This is a genomic window from Bartonella sp. CB10SXKL (assembly GCF_042195515.1).
Lineage (GTDB): Bacteria > Pseudomonadota > Alphaproteobacteria > Rhizobiales > Rhizobiaceae > Bartonella.
Map to the genome: position 1 here is coordinate 113538 of NZ_JBHION010000004.1, position 18849 is coordinate 132386.

At 37.0% G+C, this 18849-nt stretch carries 14 protein-coding genes, 2 tRNA genes and 2 pseudogenes; 5 read left to right on the forward strand and 13 right to left on the reverse strand.

Annotation, left to right across the window (positions count from 1 at the left end):
- Positions 1–120: 120 nt before the first annotated feature.
- The 4 genes from ACFIK3_RS03710 to ACFIK3_RS03725 form a co-directional block, all read right to left on the reverse strand.
- Positions 121–732: an NADH-quinone oxidoreductase subunit C gene (locus tag ACFIK3_RS03710; RefSeq protein WP_273791281.1), complete on the reverse strand. Its 612-nt coding sequence runs from the start codon at positions 730–732 to the stop codon at positions 121–123.
- 14 nt (positions 733–746) lie between these two features.
- Positions 747–1328 (reverse strand): NuoB/complex I 20 kDa subunit family protein, encoded by a 582-nt coding sequence (locus ACFIK3_RS03715; RefSeq protein ID WP_375676272.1) that lies wholly within the window; start codon positions 1326–1328, stop codon positions 747–749.
- Positions 1319–1684, reverse strand: a complete 366-nt coding sequence (locus ACFIK3_RS03720) for an NADH-quinone oxidoreductase subunit A (protein WP_005773599.1) — start codon at positions 1682–1684, stop codon at positions 1319–1321. The genes ACFIK3_RS03715 and ACFIK3_RS03720 overlap by 10 nt, the downstream gene beginning before the upstream one ends.
- 299 nt (positions 1685–1983) lie before the next feature.
- Positions 1984–2060 (reverse strand) — tRNA-Asp (locus tag ACFIK3_RS03725).
- Positions 2061–2234: 174 nt separating this feature from the next.
- Here ACFIK3_RS03725 and ACFIK3_RS03730 point away from each other — a divergent pair.
- From ACFIK3_RS03730 to ACFIK3_RS03745, 4 genes and pseudogenes are all read left to right on the forward strand, one after another.
- Positions 2235–2310, forward strand: a tRNA-Val gene (locus ACFIK3_RS03730).
- A 730-nt stretch (positions 2311–3040) separates the two neighbouring features.
- Positions 3041–4825 carry an MFS transporter gene (locus ACFIK3_RS03735; protein ID WP_375660209.1) on the forward strand — a complete coding sequence of 595 codons (1785 nt, stop codon included), beginning with the start codon at positions 3041–3043 and terminating at the stop codon, positions 4823–4825.
- The gene (locus ACFIK3_RS03740; RefSeq protein WP_375667211.1) at positions 4815–5426 is read left to right on the forward strand and encodes a hypothetical protein; all 612 of its coding nucleotides are present in this window, start codon (positions 4815–4817) and stop codon (positions 5424–5426) included. Before ACFIK3_RS03735 ends, ACFIK3_RS03740 begins: the two co-directional genes overlap by 11 nt.
- A 79-nt stretch (positions 5427–5505) precedes the next feature.
- Positions 5506–6334, forward strand: a pseudogene (locus tag ACFIK3_RS03745) (autotransporter domain-containing protein); the annotation flags it as partial.
- A 549-nt stretch (positions 6335–6883) separates the two neighbouring features.
- Here the strand turns inward: ACFIK3_RS03745 and ACFIK3_RS03750 are convergent.
- From ACFIK3_RS03750 to ACFIK3_RS03775, 6 genes are all read right to left on the reverse strand, one after another.
- Positions 6884–7666: an ABC transporter ATP-binding protein gene (locus ACFIK3_RS03750; RefSeq protein WP_375631680.1), complete on the reverse strand. Its 783-nt coding sequence runs from the start codon at positions 7664–7666 to the stop codon at positions 6884–6886.
- Positions 7653–8537, reverse strand: coding sequence for an ABC transporter ATP-binding protein (locus tag ACFIK3_RS03755; RefSeq protein ID WP_273790733.1), 885 nt, complete (start codon positions 8535–8537; stop codon positions 7653–7655). Before ACFIK3_RS03755 ends, ACFIK3_RS03750 begins: the two co-directional genes overlap by 14 nt.
- Positions 8530–9459: an ABC transporter permease gene (locus ACFIK3_RS03760; RefSeq protein WP_273790732.1), complete on the reverse strand. Its 930-nt coding sequence runs from the start codon at positions 9457–9459 to the stop codon at positions 8530–8532. Before ACFIK3_RS03760 ends, ACFIK3_RS03755 begins: the two co-directional genes overlap by 8 nt.
- Positions 9460–9461: 2 nt before the next feature.
- Positions 9462–10535, reverse strand: a complete 1074-nt coding sequence (locus ACFIK3_RS03765) for an ABC transporter permease (protein WP_375631682.1) — start codon at positions 10533–10535, stop codon at positions 9462–9464.
- A gap of 111 nt (positions 10536–10646) precedes the next feature.
- Entirely contained in the window at positions 10647–12263 is a 1617-nt protein-coding gene (locus ACFIK3_RS03770) for an ABC transporter substrate-binding protein (protein ID WP_273790730.1), read from the reverse strand.
- Between the two features lie 372 nt (positions 12264–12635).
- On the reverse strand, positions 12636–14261 hold the full coding sequence (locus ACFIK3_RS03775; RefSeq protein WP_375676273.1) for an ABC transporter substrate-binding protein: 1626 nt from the start codon (positions 14259–14261) through the stop codon (positions 12636–12638).
- A 1207-nt stretch (positions 14262–15468) separates the two neighbouring features.
- Between ACFIK3_RS03775 and ACFIK3_RS03780 the strand changes: the two are divergent.
- Positions 15469–15648 (forward strand): annotated as a pseudogene (locus tag ACFIK3_RS03780) (integrase); the annotation flags it as partial.
- A gap of 245 nt (positions 15649–15893) precedes the next feature.
- Here the strand turns inward: ACFIK3_RS03780 and ACFIK3_RS03785 are convergent.
- The 3 genes from ACFIK3_RS03785 to ACFIK3_RS03795 all read right to left on the reverse strand — a co-directional run.
- Positions 15894–16523: a DNA-3-methyladenine glycosylase I gene (locus ACFIK3_RS03785; protein WP_375643710.1), complete on the reverse strand. Its 630-nt coding sequence runs from the start codon at positions 16521–16523 to the stop codon at positions 15894–15896.
- Positions 16501–17931: an exodeoxyribonuclease VII large subunit gene (xseA, locus tag ACFIK3_RS03790; protein ID WP_375660258.1), complete on the reverse strand. Its 1431-nt coding sequence runs from the start codon at positions 17929–17931 to the stop codon at positions 16501–16503. Before xseA ends, ACFIK3_RS03785 begins: the two co-directional genes overlap by 23 nt.
- A gap of 399 nt (positions 17932–18330) precedes the next feature.
- A partial coding sequence (locus tag ACFIK3_RS03795) for an ABC transporter substrate-binding protein (RefSeq protein ID WP_375676274.1) occupies positions 18331–18849 on the reverse strand: 519 nt, incomplete at its 5' end.

The following is an 18849-nucleotide window of genomic DNA, read 5'->3' on the forward strand; positions in this document are numbered from 1 at the left end:
ATCAACCCCTTGCTTTTTAAAAAACTTCATATCAAATATCAAAAAAATCTATCACGCTAAAAAATATTTAATTATTTAAGAAATACAGTACTCTAATATAATGCCTTATCAAAACCAATATTATTTTTTTTCATCTGCTTTTCCATCACGTGGCAAAGTATACTGTCCTCCTTCCCAAGGAGACAGAAAATCAAAATTACGCATCTCTTGGCGCAAAACAACAGGCTCATAAATCACCCTCTTTGCTTCATTATCATAACGGCATTCAACAAATCCTGTCACAGGAAAGTCTTTGCGTAAAGGATATCCTTCAAACCCATAATCTGTTAAAATCCGTCTCAAATCCGGATGTCCTGAAAATAAAATCCCATACATATCATACGTTTCTCGTTCATACCACTCTGCACCAGGATAAACCGTACAAGCTGAAGCAACAGGAGTATTTTCATCAGTACGAACCTTTACACGTAAGCGTAAATTCTCACGAGGAGATAACAATTGGTAAGAAACATCAAAGCGCTTATCGCGAGAAGGATAATCCACACCACTAATGTCTGTAAGATTAATAAATTGACAGCGAGAATCATCTCGAACAAACATTAAGACATCGATAATTGCATCAAGACGTGCCACAATGGTCAATTCACCAAAAGCAAGAACAGTCTCTTCAAGCTTATTTTTTAACTTGTTTTCCAAATAAGCAGCAAGTTCAACCAATGTTTCATCCACCATGACAAGAAAACTCTCTATCGCTCTATGGATCCGGTACGACGGATTTTTTTCTGTAACAACAATATGCCGTATAATAATGCCTCTGCTGTAGGTGGACACCCTGGAACATATATATCGACAGGCACGATACGATCACATCCCCGCACTACTGAATAGGAATAATGATAATATCCCCCACCGTTTGCACATGACCCCATAGAAATCACATAACGTGGCTCAGGCATCTGATCATAAACCTTCCTTAAAGCAGGCGCCATCTTATTTGTGAGCGTACCAGCAACCACCATCACATCGGACTGGCGGGGTGAAGCTCGTGGTGCATATCCAAAACGCTCATTATCATAATGAGGCATTGAGCATTGCATCATTTCGATAGCACAACAAGCCAAACCAAAACTCATCCACATTAAAGAACCGGTACGTGCCCAAGTAATCAAAGCATCTGCCGAGGTAACTAAAAAACCCTTATCTGATAATTCAGCATTGATATCACGAAAAAACTTATCATCAGATCCTATCAGCCCACCAGTATTTAGATCAATGATTCCTTTTGGTTTTGGAGCTGTAATCGTTGAATTATTAGATCTTAATTCCATTCAAGAGCTCCTTTTTTCCATTCATATATAAATCCAATAGTCAAAATCGCTAAAAATACAATCATCGACCAAAAGCCAAACATACCTATTGATTCGAATGAAACAGCCCAAGGAAAAAGAAAAGCAACTTCAAGATCAAAAATAATAAATAAAATTGATACCAAATAGAAACGAATATCAAACTTCATGCGTGCATCACTAAATGAATTAAACCCACATTCATAAGCCGATAACTTTTCAGGATCGGGGGAACGATATGCTACAATGTAAGGTGTAATCAACAAAACTCCAGCAATAACCGCTGACACAATAATGAAAATCAAGACTGGTAAGTAAGAGCTCAATAAATAAGCCATAACCCTCTTCCATCGTAACGAAATGCCTGAGTTTAACACAATGATTCAATATTGCGAGACCAAACAGACAAATTTAACAATCGCTCTATTAACTCTATTCATACTGCTTCAAAGGCATACAGAGCGATACTTTTCTTATCGGCATAGGTAACGCAGAGCAAAGAAAGACGCAAGCCCTATTCTTATAAACCATATAAAAAGAAAGAAAAAACATATTTATCCCCCAATCAAATACTCCACCACCTCACTTATAGCATATGGATACTTAAAAAAAGGAAATTTCATAAGGAATCACGAAATGGCGCGAGTGACGGGGCTCGAACCCGCGACCTCCGGCGTGACAGGCCAGCACTCTAACCAACTGAGCTACACCCGCGCATTTTTTTTCGAACCAATTTAATTTGGTACAAGCGGTCGTGTAAGGGGTTCACGCGTTTATGTCAAGAAGGATTATGCATTTTTAAAAAAAATTATCAAATACCATCTTTATTCTTGCGTTTAGAAAAATTTTTCCTTAAAGAGTCTCCATTCAATTGCTGATCATTGCATTGGGCGATTAGCTCAGCTGGTAGAGCGCCTCGTTTACACCGAGGATGTCGGGAGTTCGAGTCTCTCATCGCCCACCATATAGCTTTACATTCCTATTCAGTTATTGATTCTTCATATATTTTTTAAAGATGAGAGATTCCTGAATAAAGTATTGTTATTTCTATGGATTCGACTAGTATCCAAGGATATTATGATATACGGGGGCGAATAAATTTGATCGCGTGTGGAAAAACATTGAAACAGTTAAGAATCTTCAACCTCTGCAAAGTATAGGAATAAGAGCGACAGTTACCAAAGAGATTCTAGAAAATATTATTAATTTTATCGATTTTTGTATAAGCAAAGATGTCGATTATATCGGATTCAGCCCGCTCGATACGTCGTCATTTAGTTTTTCTAGAAAAAATAATACAAAGGATCGATCTAAGGCTTTAAGAAACAAAACTCTTCCGCCAAACGCTTCACTTTTTCATTTGAGAGATGAATTATCAAGGAAAGAATTCCCCCTCCAGATTTATATAGATAAAAAGTTCCAAGAAAGGAAAATCTCATGGACGTCACAAAATTTTGTAAATTGTATTAATTATTACTTAGGCGAGAATTCTACGTACGTTTCGTCGCCGTTAATGTGTTTATTTCCATTTTCATCCTTGGTATTGGACTATAATGGAGATTTAAAAAATTGCTTTTATTCAGAAGCTTTTGGGAATCTACAAAATTATGGGGCAATAGATTGGTCTGCTCAAAGCGTTTTAAAATCTTTGAAAGAATCTGGCGCATGTAGCGGATGTCGTGGGAAGGTGTTTTGTGGATAAGGTTAAGCAATTTAAGATTTATAGTGTTAGCAAGTCTACTGCTCTAGTGGTTGCTGTTTTACCACTTTTTTTGTCGGAAAAATTGCATTTGTCACAAGCGGATATTGTTTTAATCGGTAGTTATTTTTTATTGCTTCCTTTGATCTTAGAAATCCCCTTGGGTTTATTATCAGATGTTTATGGAAGTAAGCGCGTTATTTATACTGGGCTGTTTTTCTTTCTTTGCGGTTTTTTAGCTCTTTTTATGAATTATGCATATTTTGCTTACGCCACTTATTTGTTGTGTATTACATTAGCAGCCGCTTGTTTCTCAGGTGCGGAAGATAGTTTACTCTTTTCTGTAGTACCAAAGCATCGCACACTGTTTTCCGTTAAGTCCGAAGTGGCTGCTGTTACCTATAGTGTGACAACGGTACTTATTTTTTTAGGAGGAATACTTTATTATGTGCATCCTGCATTGCCTGTGATTTTTCAAGTCCTTTCATTAATTTTTGCTATTTTTATGTTTTCAAAACTGACGAAGGGATTAGATAGTTTTCATATCAACGCTCATCCGAATATTTTCACAGTTATGTGCGCCAGCCGTAAAGAAGTCAAAAATCCTTATCGCTTCACTCTTATTTTTTTAAGTGCAGTTTCAGCTTTTGCTATTTTGGTTAATAATCGAACTGTTTCTATCGCATTTTCTGATTTTTTGCCATTTCAACCTGCTATTTTGGTTTCGATTATTTTTATCATTGGGAATTTTTTTTCAGCAAGTTCCAATATATTGTTTCAGAAGTATTTTTCAAAGTTTCAAAATCCTATTTTCCCCGTCTTAATGATTGGTTGTATGGTAACCATTGCTTTTTTTCTCATGTCATTTCAAATCATTGCGGCTCTTATATTAGGATTTTTACTGCTATGTGTTTTTAAATCCGCTTATCGATCTTATCTGTCGTCTCTTCTTATAAATTCACTGATTGATCCCAAAGCTATCGCGACTGTTTTATCATTTACAGCCATTATTACAGCTGTTGTATCCTTTGCATTCAGTTTTTTATACGGTCATGTTTTTTCAACATTCTGGCAAGCTAATTTGTGGTTGGCAGTGATTATGGCTGTGATTTTTGGGGTGTCTGCTTTAATTATTTTTGTCAGAAAACAAGAAATCATTTGGTTACAGCCTGAAAATGCACAATCGTCAAAACAACATTTCTTGAAACGCAAGCATCAAGAGTTTTGCTATGGGCAAATTTATCCGGAAGCATCGTGCATTAATGAAAACATCAAGGATGGCTCTTTTCGACAAAGTCTCTATCCTGCACCAAATTTGATAACACTTTGCGATGAAGTAGTCGAATGGGAGTTTATCCGGGGTACTGTATTGAGCCAAATGGATTTGCTACATCAAAAGGCGATTATTGATCAAATCAATAAGATCTTTCAAGATCGATTAAGCAAGAATATAATCTTATCACATGGAGATTTACATCCTGATAATATCATTGTTACTCCTGATAGTTCTTTTATGGTAGTGGATTGGGATTTATGTCAAGAAGCCAGTCCGGAATTGGATATCTTAACATTTTTCACCAGTCCAAGATTATCTCTCAATTTAGAAGAACGGATAGACTATATTTCTCATTTGCTGTCTATATCAAAGGATGAAGCTTTACCAATGATAAAAGCGTTTGTGGCTAAAAAAATTTCTGATCTTTGTCTATACCAAAATATTTTCATGAAACAATTAGTATTGGATTATATGAACTTGAATAAGAAATTTCATGGGCGATAATATTGTAATTTGTAATAAAAATTGCAGTGCGGGCTGCAATCATTGTCCGTATTCGATGGAATGTATGGTGAGAGATGATGCGTTGCCTGAATCTTTATATACAATAAATGACATAAAATCTGATTTTATTATTCTTTCTGGTGGAGAGCCTTTTGAGCTCGATTATGATTTACTTCATAAATATACTTGTATGTGTCTCATTTGTAAAAAATATTTTCGGATTGCAACAGGGGGGCACATCTATATTCAACCATATTTGAAGCTATTAAAGAGTAATCCGTTCTTTTTAGGGATACAAATAGGCACAGATGTTATTTCAGAGATAAGAAATCTAGACAGTAAAAAATATAAACAAAAGTGGGTGCATAACATAGAGTGTATGAAAAAAGATAGCGTACCATATAGTGTGACGATTACTTTATCGGAGAGATTCGATTTGGCAGAAGTGTTAGCTCTAATATGTATCGCTACTCCCGAGTTCATTTTAGTTAATTTTGAAAATAGAAAAAAGTACGAGAATACATTTCAGTTAAATATGATACGGGATTTTTTTTCTGGCTGTGAGATAAAATATGGATATACGCATCAGAGTTTACACTAATAAATATAAACTATCGGATTCTTTTCACAGTTCTTCTGGTGTGTTAGTTGAAAAAACAGATGTCTTAAGGAAAGAATAAGACAAACGGAATGGCTTCTTCTTATACGTCTATGGAAAACAGGAAGCTTATTTTCTGATAAGTAGTGCTCCTAGTAAATATGGTTATAGCAGTGCTCATCTTCGCTATGCTGCTCTACAAGGAGCTGTTAACCTTGTCGCGCAGAAAGGAAAAATATCTACAATACATTTTGGTCTTTTCGGAACCTACGGGCAACTCTCCTTCACTCCAAAGAATATGCAAGACAGCAAGTAAGAGCATATTGAATAAATGGTCATTTCAACTCACCGCCTAAGGCAGTAAATAGCGTGACAGTGGTTTCTATCTTGATACGCTGTTATCCTATGGCTTCCTAAAGGGAAAGATCACAATGCCCTCATTAGTACAACCGCAAAATTGAAAAATGCAAAAATGTTGGCGATCTCCACAACTGTTGGCAAACAATTTGCAACGGGTATCCAAGGCGTAGCATTCGAACCGCAGGCACAACTTGCCTATCAACATTTGATGTTTGATACCATTAAAGATGCTGATAATCTGACCATTGACATGCAAAATCCTTCTCAATGGATAATCCGTGTTGGTGGACGTTTGAAAAAAACCATTGCCACTGAAAACAGCCGTCCTATGTCTTTCTATGGAAAAGTAAACTTGATCAAAACCTTTGGTGATGATCAGACACTCCATATCGATAAGAATTATAAACGTGCCCCTCGGGAAGTTTCGTTGAAGGTGGGCCACAATTGTCCGCTAACCTCTCCCTTCATGGTGATGTCAGCTATCAACAAAAGCTTCAAAAACTGGTATAAGTGGTGCAAGCTTTTCAGGAAGAATACGCTATCAGTTTTAAATAACGACTGTAAAAAACAGCCCATTCAATTTAACAAAAAGGCAGCATATTGCTGCCTTTTTGGCTTATTATAAGCTGTTTTTAAGCGCTTTTTTAAATAGAGAACAGCGAAATATTTGAAGACTGTCATTGACCATTGAATGTTTTTTACAAAAAATTCTTTTTATAAAGAATAAAACTGTAAAAAGAGAACAACCAAAAACAAAATAATATTGAAAAATAATGTGAAGATTTTCTAGAAAATACAGTATTACTATCTTTTGTTATTTCTCACAAATTTAATGCTTTAAATGCCAAAATAAAACTTTTGAACATAAAATGATAAGTAAAAATAATGTAACAATATTAAACAAAGGGATGTATGTTATAAGTCACTCGTATATTTCAAAATGGGAGTTCTAGTAGGATTTAAAATATTATAGCTCAAACACTGCCCAGCAAATTCATACTGGAAAAATCCTATTATGCCCTTCCCTCTTAACAATACCGCCAAACATCACCAGAAACTTCAAAACAAATAAAATTGCATTTTCTCTTCTGTAAAATGGATCATGCTCTTTGCTCTCTATGGACAATAGGCTCTATACTTGCTTCAAAAAACTCCTTTGTATAATCGTGTTGCGCACGTAGATTACGCAATTCATCATTGCTAAGCTCTTCAAGAATAATCCCTTTATGCATAATTCCAACACGTTCACAAATATGTGCAACAACAGCAAGATCATGGGATACCATTAAATAAGTAAGCTTTTTTCTCACGCGCAATGATTTCAACAAGTTTAAAATTTCAGCCTGTACCGACACATCCAATGCAGATGTTGGCTCATCAAGCAATAACACCTCTGGCTCAATAATTAAAGCACGTGCAAGAGCAATACGCTGACGCTGCCCTCCAGACAACTCATGAGGATAACGATAAAGAAATGAAGAATCTAAACCAACGGAATCTAAAGCATCCTCTACCCGCTCTCTTTGATTATCCATCCCATGGATTTTGAGCGATTCAGAAAGAACCGTATGGACCATTTTTCTTGGATGCAGCGAAGCATAAGGATCTTGAAAAACCATTTGAATACAGCGTAAAAAATCCTTACTTCTTTTCTTTTCAACTTCTTGTCCAGCAAAAAGAAACTTTCCACTATAATCTGGAATAAGCCCCACCAATGTATTCAAAATAGTTGACTTTCCACATCCGGATTCACCAATCAAACCATAAGCTTCACCACGCTTAATATGAAAATTAACATTTTTAACAACTGTTACTGCCTTATGCCTATGACCAAAAGTTACAGATAAATTAGAAACATCAATAATATTCTCACAATTTGTCATGAGGAACCTCCTCAACACCATTAACAATCGTAGGATTATACAACCAATCAGGATCACGCTCAGGAACAGCCAAAATATCAACTGGATTATCAAGCCGTGGTAAACTCGCGAGCAACGCCTTTGTATAAGGATGACAAGCGTGAGACAAATCAGAAGCAGGCAACTCTTCTAGCACACGGCCCGCATACATCACTAAAATACGATCACAAAAATCAGCAATCATATTTAAATCATGACTAATGAAAATAAGTCCCGTTCCAGACTTTGTAACAAGTTCATCTAATACGGATAAAACTTGCCGTCTGACCGTAATATCAAGCGCAGATGTTGGTTCATCGGCAATAATTAAATCAGGTTTTGGAATGAGCATCATTGCAATCATCACACGCTGCCCCATCCCCCCAGATATTTCATGAGGAAAGAGACGCATCACATGTTCAGGATCACGAATATGAACAGATTCTAACATAGATATGGTGCGCTCCCGCGCTTCAGCTTTTGAAACACGATAATGAATACGGTAAGCCTCCATAATCTGTTCCCCGATCCGTATTAATGGATTAAGTGAATATTTGGGGTCCTGTAAAATCATTGAAATACGTTTCCCACGGATTTTTCGCATCTGAGGTTCACTTGCGGCCAATAAATCAACATCCTCAAAGCGCATTTTTTTAGCTTTAACAATGGCTGCTTTTGGACTTAACCTTAGTATTGCGCGCCCAGTCATCGATTTTCCAGATCCGGATTCACCAACAATTCCAATTTTTTCTTTTCCAACAGAAAAACTAACGCCACGCACAACTTCTGAAATGCCGCGCGTTGTAGGAAAAGAAATACGTAAATCTTCTACTTCTAATAATTTATTACCCATTGCGTGGATCCAATACATCACGAAGACCATCACCTAAAAGGTTGAAAGCAAGACTTGCAAATAATATTGCACAGCCTGGTATTGCCGCCAACCACCAATTTGTCATCATAAATTCCCGCCCTGAAGAAAGCATCGCACCCCATTCAGGACTTGGAAGTTGAGCTCCCAACCCTAAAAAACCAAGACCAGCAGCCGTTAAAATAATTCCAGACATATCCAAAGTTAATCGTACAATCACTGAAGGAATACACATGGGCGCAACATGAAACAAAATAATTCGCCAAGCAGAGGCCCCTTGCAAACGAACTACAGAAACATAATCAGAAGAACGTATTGTCAAAGTCTCAGCACGTGCTAAACGTGCAATTGGCGGCCATGCTGCAATTGAAATTGCAATAGAAGCATTTTCAATCCCCGGTCCCAATGCGGCTGAAAATGCAAGAGCTAAAATCAAACCTGGAAAAGCAAGAAAAATATCGACAATACGCATGAGCACAGTATCAACCCATCCGCCCATATAACCAGATACAGTTCCAACAATAAGCCCTATTGGACCTACAATAACTGTTGTAAGAAAAACAACATAAAGAGTAATACGGGAACCAAAAACAAGGCGACTAAAAATGTCACGTCCCAATTCATCTGTTCCAAAATAATGCGCCATAGAGGGTGGCTGCAACCGATGCCCTAGATCATTGCTAAGAAAATCATGCGTAGCAATCCAAGGAGCAAAAAATGCACATATGATAATAATACAAATAATAAGCAGACCGAATACAGCCGAAAAGTTATGAAAAAACTTAGCCAGTGCGTGATAAATTCTTTGTATGTTCGCTTGAATTATGGAGTTTGGAACAGGATCGTTTAACCAACTACCCAAAGAAGATGATGATTGCGATTTATGATGATTACTTACTGTCATATTCAACGTGTCCTTGGATCAAAAATGCGATAAAGCAAATCAGAAAATAAATTAATGGCGACAAAGATAAATCCTACAAGTAAAGTACATCCTACAACTGCATTCATATCTCCGGCTAAAAGAGCATTTGTCAAGTAATGTCCAAAACCAGGCCAAGCAAAAACTGTCTCCGTTAAAACAGCCCCTTCTAATAAAAAAGCATAAGAAAGCGCAACAACAGTAATAATTTGAACAGCAGCATTTCGAAAGGCATGCCCCCAAACGGTTCGCGCCCACGATAATCCCTTTACACGTGCAGTAATGATATATTCCTGATTAAGCTGCTCAATCATAAACCCACGAGTCATACGGCTAATATAAGCCATAGCACCGAAAGCCAAGATCAAAGCAGGCATAATAACGTGACTAAAAACATTACCAAAAGCCTCCCATTGTCCTTGGCTTGCCGTATCCCAAAGGAAAAATCCTGTTTTTGGTTCAAAAGAATATTCATAAAGAAAATCAATACGTCCTGGGCCACCAACCCAGCCAAGCTTGGCGTAAAATATTAACAACGCCATTAATCCGAGCCAAAACGTTGGAGTAGAATAACTTACAAGTGTAAAAACACGGACAACATAATCAATAAATGAATCGCGATACATTGCTGCAAAAACACCAAATGGAATTCCAAGAGTTGTGCCAATAACAATAGCAACGGTTGCAAGCTCTAATGTTGCAGGAAATACACGCATAATATCGGCTAGAACAGGTCGCCCAGAAGTTAAAGCATCTCCAAAGTCAAACAAAAATACATTATGAAGATACTTCCAATATTGGACAATCAACGGCTTATCAAGACCCAGCTTATAATACATTGCATCATAAGCTTCCTGACTGATATTATCACCAAGAATAGACAGAACCGGATCTAGAGGAAGAAGATGACCAAGAAAAAAAGTGATCGTCACCAACCCAAGCAATGTGATAAAAACTGAAATAAGAAGTTTCAATCCTTTGCATAAAAAATCCCATAAAAATAATTTTTTCTGCTTTTCTGATACAGCTCTTTCAGTCTCTGAAAGTGGCAAAACCATTATAAAAATCCCCTCTGTAGCGACAAAACATAAAGCAAATACCTCTTTTTATATAACGAAACAACCTCTTATGAAGCATGTTCTACAATCCTTCTCTATAACATGCTTCTTTTATTTTTCTGCTTCATTGTAATAAAGTCTATAACTGTTCCAAATCCATTTTTTGACATCAGGTCCCATACCAACGGTATAATATGTCTGAAATAAATAAACCATAGGACCATGCTCTAACACATAATGCTGTAAAGTACGATATTGCACAATGCGCTTATTGGGGTCTTGCTCAAACAAAGCATCCATCACCATGTTATTAATATTTTCATCATAATACCCAGCGCGCCAAGCTAAATACATATTGTGCTTTTTTGTAAATGTTGGATCAGGGTTAAACACGTGATTTAATGAAGCAGGATGTCCATCAGGATCAGCACTCCCCCACCCCATAAGTGCAGTATCATAATTTCCACCACGTACACGGCTCAACAATTGATTTTGTGCCATTTTTTCAATTGTAAGCTCAACACCAATTTTGCGTGCATTGGCTTGAATAGACTGTGCAACAGACGACATATAACTAAGGCTTCCAACTAAAAGATTAGCTTTAAACCCATTAGGATAACCAGCTTCAGTAATCAGTTGTTTTGCTTTTTTCAAATCCAACTGAAAAGGCAAACCTTCTTTTTCATCTAAAGCACCTGGAACACCTAAAGACATATAAGTTGCCCTAGGAATAGCAATTCCTTTCAAAACAGTTTTTCCAAGACCTTCATAATCAACCAAATAACGAAGTGCCAGTCTGACCTTTTCATTCGCAAAAATTGCATTCTTATTATTTAACGATAGGTAAATAATCTGCGGACGCAAAACACGACTAATTTTGACTGGTTCTCCCTTTTTTTCAAGATCTAAAATATCCTCTGAAGAAAGATCACGCACTATATCCACATCACCTTTTTCCAAAAGAAGTCTTTGACTTGATGAATCCGCTACATGCTGCACAACAATCTGCTTAATTTTAGGCACATCGCCCCAATAATGCTGTGTCGCCTCTAACACAACTTTATCTCCTGGAGACCAGCTCACCAATTTATAAGGTCCAACACAAGCTGAATGTGTTGCTAAATATTTATTCCCCATATCACCGTTAATACTCTGTGCTTCAATTGTTTCCCGATCAAGCAAAGCAGAAGCATAAGATTGTCCAATAACAGTCAATATGAGCTGAATAGGATAGGGTTTATCTAATTTTAATTGTAAAGTCTTATCATCAAGTGCCTGAATATTTGTTTCAACATTGTTTTTGGTAAACCCATAATCCATTAAAGATTGAGCATAGCTTAATCCTAATTTAATAATCCGTCGCATCGACCATACCAGATCTTGCGCTGTAGCCGTCCTTCCGTCATTAAACTTTAAATCATCACGAAGATGAAAAACTATTCTTTTGCCATTATCTAAAACGTCCCAAGATTTTGCCATAGCAGGGCGAATTTTTGTAGGATCATGCTCGTCATATTGCACTAACGCGCTGCAAATATTCGTCAATAACTCACTCGTCACAACCTCAACAGTTTGCGCTGGATCAAAACTACTAATTGAATCAATATTCCACGCCATTACCAATATATCTTTAGATGAAGCGCTGAATGCCGATGTTACAGCCCCATTAAAAAAAACGATTGAGCTTAATAAAATAGAAAAATTTTTCAATATTCTTTGTTTTCCCATTTTATCTCTTCCTTTTGTATTCTTCTACCTTTTCACACAAAGTGATTTTGATTTTGCTCTTTCATCTTTTAAATAGCATAGCATTAGACATCAATTTCATTTCATCAAACTAAGCATCTATAAAATAATTTTCTTATACATCAGTCTATATTCTGGATGCAGAGAATCTATAACTATAAACAAAGATCCTCCCCAATATAACTTTCTATATTTATCGCTCCCTATAAACGATCTTAATTATATACTGCTACTGCACAAACATCCCTCACAATTTCATCCTTAAAAACTGAAGAGCTTTTATATGGGAGAATATTTTCATCATACAATTATGATTAAGCTCTTTTTAGCTTTGACAACATTAAAAAGACACTCTTATTTTTCAATTGCACTATAAAAAATACGCGGTGCACTATTCCAAACCCACTTTTTGACATCAGGCGTCATCGCGACAACGCTATATTGTTGAAAGATAAACGCATAAGGTCCTTTTTGCATAAGTTCACGTTGTAAATCAGCATAGAGTTGTGCCCGTTTTTGCGGATCTTTTTGAAACAGCGCCTCTTCAACTTTTTGATTCATCTTGGCATCAAAATACCCATGCTTCCAACTAGGATAGGCTGTATTTCTAGCCTCAAACCGATTATCTGGATTGAAAATAAGACGTGAAGCCATTGTATGAGGATCCACAGAATCATTATTCCATCCGATAAAAGCCGTATCAAAAGCCCGTGCATTCACTTTTGAAAACAACTGTGTACCTGCTACACGTTCAATTTTAAGACGCACGCCCGCCTGTGCAGCACTATCTTGAAGTGATTGAGCAAGTAACAAAGTATAAGGAGTGTTTGAGACAATAAAATTTGCCTCAAATCCGTTCGGATAACCGGCCTCTGCTAAAAGCTGTTTTGCTTTTTGAATATCAAGCTTAAAGGGTTGCCCCTCTTTTTCATCTAAAGCCCCAAAATTACCAAGAGGAATAAAACTGGCCCGTGGAACACCAATCCCTTTAAGAAGCTTCTTGCCTAGACCTTCATAATCTATAAGATAACGCATCGCCAAGCGTACTTTTTCCTTAGCAAAAATAGGATTCGTCGTATTGAATCCCCAGTACATCATAGTTGGCACTAACACTCTTTCAACTTTAACATCTGTTGTTTTTTGCAGATCTGCAAGATCTTCAGGTGTCAAATTACGAGCAACATCAATATCATGTTTTTGCAACAACAAGCGTTGTGTTCCGGGCTCTGCAACATGGCGAATTAAAATCTGCTTCAGTTTAGGTGCTTGTCCCCAATAGTGAGAGCTTGCACGCAACAAAAGAGCTTCTCTAGGGCGCCAACTTTTTAACTGATAAGGACCAACACAAGCAGCATGACTCTTCAAATACTGATTTCCAAAATCGCCATCTTTTTCGTGTTTCATAATCGTCTTACGATCAAGCAAAGCTGTTGCACGACTCGCAACAATATTATTAAGAATAAGCTCTGCTGGATAAGGCTTATCAAATTTCATCACAACTGTTTTCTTATCAGGAGCTTGCAAAGCATCATCAACATTTTGTTCTGTAATTCCATATTCATTAAAAATTGCCGCATTACCCATCTTCAATTTGACAATCCGCTTCATACCCCAAACAAGATCATTGGCATTGGCTGATCTGCCATCATTAAACTTCAAACCATCACGCAAATGAAAAGTAATCACCGTACTGTGATCATCACCTGAAACATCCCAATGCGTTGCTAAAGCAGGAACCATTTTAGCAGGATCATCTGTCGCAGTACTCACCAAGTTATCACAAATATTGTAAATAATTTCACTTGCATAAACATCATTGCTTTGGGCGGGATCAAACGTACTGATTGCATCAAGATTCCAAGCCATCACAAGGGTATTAGCCGGTGTTTTTGCTGAAACCTGTTGTACAACTACCCCCAAAGCCATAAGAGCAGCAACAAGAGAGCTGCTACTTTTCAATATTGTTTTCTTCAAGTTCATAAACTTTTCCCTTTATTTATTTTTTATCAATTAATGACGCTGAAATAATATAGCAAATTTATAATTATAACATTGAATAAATACGTTCTAATCGCTTATATTTTTAATCACCTACACAGAGTCATCTACTTGATAAATTCATTGACTTACGTCTCAATAAACCATAGCGAACATGCAATATATGTTTTGCTAACCAGTATTACATTCTTCTCATAACCTTTCTTTGCATATGATAATGCACTATATCAGTTCCCTATTAATCATCAATAAGCCTTGTCGCCCCAAAAAAATAGTGAGTTTTAAAAAAATCATTACGCAAAATTTATGAATTCATTATTCTATTCCTTTAGGCGATATTTAAAATAAAATATGCAAACTTTAAAAATAGTCATCCCCCTCAAACACTCAGTTTCAAGATGCGGCGCATCTTTACTACATGACAAAAACGGCACTGGAACAGCAGAAAGACATAAGAAAATATCTTTTCTAAAACGCTATCCCCCACAAAAAGCTGCTTAATCTTTTGAAAAATAAGTGTCAAAAGTTTTACGTTTTTACCAACAAAACCAAACGCGTTAACAAAGATAAAGGAAAAATGAGAAGAATCATTCCTTCCACGCTTTATCTTTTGAGAAATAAAGCGTACAATAAAAGAATACACACTAAAATGCATTCCCCCATTGATAAAAACAAAATTCATTAGACGCTTCCCCCCTAAAGACATAACGAATATAAACCCTTCTAAACTTTAGTGTGCATCATTGCTTTGCCACTATAAAAATAGAGTATAAAACAACATACAGCAACAGAACTCTCGTTTCCAGCGGAAACATACAGAGATTCAACGAAGCAATGTAGTGGATACAAGCCTGCATGAGCTTAATCATCTTCCAAAAAATTGGAGCGCACACGCGGCAAGATCACTCTACTAATAGAGGAAAGCTATCAGATAATAAAACCCAACACAAGCAGCTTGAGTCATTTAACTTCAATTTTTCATCGCTGTATTTTATTTTTATTACCTAGGTAAGCATTGAGCAATCGACCTACATATAAATAAACCGACAGTCATACAAGCAAAGTAAAACAATGCAACAACAGCACCCCATCTAAAAACCACTTTGCATTCGTCAATAAGCATGAATAAAATATTCATTAATTATAACGGTCATGTCATTAACAGAAATAAAAAAAACTCTTCTCAACCATTACAAATGCCAAAGACTGTTGCACAACATTGAGAGCTAGTAAAGTGTGTGATGGTGCCGATTTGCTCCTTCATAAGCGTAAAGATGGAGGTGCTCAATGGATTTACCGTTGTACCATTCACAGGCGCCACCGCGAAATGGGTTTTGGTGTACTAAATGTTTCTTTAAAACATACAAGATATTACCATTATCTCACTTCAGATACATAACAGTTAAGGTATCACTCCTTTTGGCGTCTGTTTTTTCATCCTCAAAATTATACCTTTATCGTTTTTAGTGCCAACAACAGTAGAAAATCATTAATATTGTATAGTTTGTGTATTTCAATTATCTTATACAGTGAAATTGTATAATCTATACATTTATTAAATAATTCAATTATTATCCTATTGATCATTACTCCTACAAAAGACAGTTTGCCAATTTATCGACAAAAACATCCTTCAAGATGATCATTAACAATCCCTACGGACTGCATAAAAGCATAACAAATTGTGGGACCAACGAATGTCCAGCCACGTTTCTTCAAGTCTTGAGAAAGACGAAGAGAAGCAGGTGTCATAGGGTTAGCCAACAGTGTTTGAAAATCTATTTTTTCATAACGCTCTGATGGTGGTGGCTGAAAAGACCAAAAATAGTGGGACAAACTTCCCCACTCTGTTATAATTTCTTGTGCTCTCAATGCGTTATTAAGCACTGATTGAATTTTTCCTTGATGGCGAACAATGTCTTTATTCTGCATTAACATTTGCACCTTTAGCTCATCATAATGAACAATCTTTTCAAAGTCAAAGTGATCAAATGCAATGCGAAAAAAAAAGCGTTTTTTTAAAATTGTAAACCAAGAAAGTCCCGCTTGGAAACCTTCAAGACAAATTTTCTCAAACAAACGAATATCCTCAAAAATAGGCTTTCCCCATTCGGTATCATGATAAGCACAATAAAGTGGATCCGTTCCAGCCCATGCGCAACGAACTTTTCCATCCACTCCCTTAAGAAGACCTTCCGCAAGCATGGCATTAACCCCCGTATTAAAAGAGCATTCCTTGATCATCGCTAGGCGACTTTATTTGCTTGTGTTTTGAACGTTTAGCGGAAATAGGCTCTTGTGTTGCAACACTGATATCTCCATCAAAAAAACGTAAATTTATGTGCCCTGTTTCTGGAAACTGAGCCAAGCGTTTAATGGGCTTATTCTCTTTCCCCAAAGCCAAAACAAAACCGCGCTCCAAAATATTCTGATATGAAGTGCTTTTTAAAAGCCTAGATACTACCTCTAACCCAGCACGTTGTTTTTCCACACTACGCACAAAAGCACGCTGAAGACGTGCCGTATATTCCTTTGTATTGCGTTGTGCTTTTTCACTATTTAACAAACGCGGTGAAAGACGCACACCAAGTGCATGAAAAGAAAAACGTTTTTTATCGTAGCTCACACAAAGAGCACGCTGCAATCGACTTGAAGTTTCATCCAAACCACGCCGTGGTAGAGCAAAAAGTTGATCGGCAGTCGGAAGAGCTCGTAGAGTAGCTCGCAATTTTTGTCGATAAAAATCCAAATAACGCGCTAGTCCCTTGCGCAAACGTGCAGCAAGCGATGCCACCAGCACCTCAAGATCAAGCTTAACAGGAACAGCCCGTTCTGCTGCGGCGGTGGGAGTTGGAGCACGCCAATCAGCCACATAATCAATCAAGGTCCAGTCCGTTTCATGCCCAACAGCAGAAATAACAGGAAGAGAAGATTCATAAACAGCACGAACAACAGCTTCGTCATTAAACCCCCACAAATCTTCTAAACTTCCCCCTCCCCGTGCAACAATAATAAGATCAGGCTTAGGAACAACTCCTCCTAAAGGCAACGCATTAAAACCTTCAACAGCAACAGCCACTTCTTTCCCACTTGTTTCCCCCTGAACACGTACAGGCCAAACCAAAATATGCAACGGAAAACGATCGGATATACGATGAATAATATCACGAATAACAGCACCTGTTGGTGATGTTACAACGCCTATAGTTCGAGGCATATAAGGCAAAGTTTTTTTCTTAGCTTCATCAAACAAGCCTTCTTCTAAAAACTTTTTCTTACGATTTTCAAGGAGTGTCATCAAAGCACCAATCCCTGTTGGTTCAAGAGCCTCAATGACAATTTGATATTTCGATGATCCTGGATACGTCGTAAGTTTACCAACAGCAATCACTTCCATCCCTTCTTCAGGAGGAAATTTGAGCTTTTCCATCATTCCACGCCAAATAACAGCTTCCAACCGTGCCTTATCATCTTTTAAAGCAAAATAAGCATGTCCCGATGCATGAGTACCACGGTAACCTGATATCTCCCCACGTACCCGTACATAACCAAACTTTTCTTCAACAACACGCTTTAGGGCCCCTGCTATTTCGGAAACAGTGAATTCTGCCACATTTGTTACACCTGTTTTTTCACTAAACAAACTTACCATTTTTCAATTCTTTACGCCCGTTTCTGTGAATCTTTTTGAAACAACACATCTTTAAACTTTTGATTTATAGCTTCATCAAAATACCCATAACACCGGCTAGAGTAGTTTATATTTTTAATTTCAAATCGATTATCAGGGTTGTAAAAAAACTTGAAGCCGTTTTATGGGGATATCTAGAGTCATTATTTCATTCGAAAATTGTATCAATAGAAGTTTAAATATTCAATCTTAACATTCACACAAACACATCTTTTATAAGAATTCCTGAAATAAAATTCTCTACACAACATAGAAATCCATTCCCGATAAAATTCAACGTATTGCAAAGTGTTAAAGAGCTTTGCAATACATCAAATATATCATGATCATGTTTTTTATATTTTATAAACCTGATCCTTCTTATTTTTCAATTGCACTATAAAAAATACGTGGTGCACTATTCCAAACCCATTTTTTGACATCAGGTGTCATCGCTACAGAAACATATGTCTGATAGATAAAAGCATAAGGTCCTTTCTGCATAAATTCACGTTGCAAATCAGCATACATTTGCGCCCGTTTTTTTGGATCTTTTTGAAACAATGCATCTTGAACCTTTTGATTCATAGTTTCATCCAAATACCCATGGCACCAACTCGCATAGCCTGTATTTTTAGCCTCAAACCGATTATCAGGATTGTAAATAAGGCGTGAAGCCATTGTATGGGGATCCGCAGAATCATTATTCCATCCGAAAAAAATCGTATCAAAAGTACGTGCAGATAGTTTTGAAAATAACTGCGTGCCTACGAAACGTTCAATTTTAAAACGCACCCCCACCTTTTTTGCATTGTCTTGGAGGGACTGAGCAATAGGCAAAGCAAAAGGATAAGGAGAGGCACCGGCAAAAATACTGGCCTCAAAACCATCAGGATAACC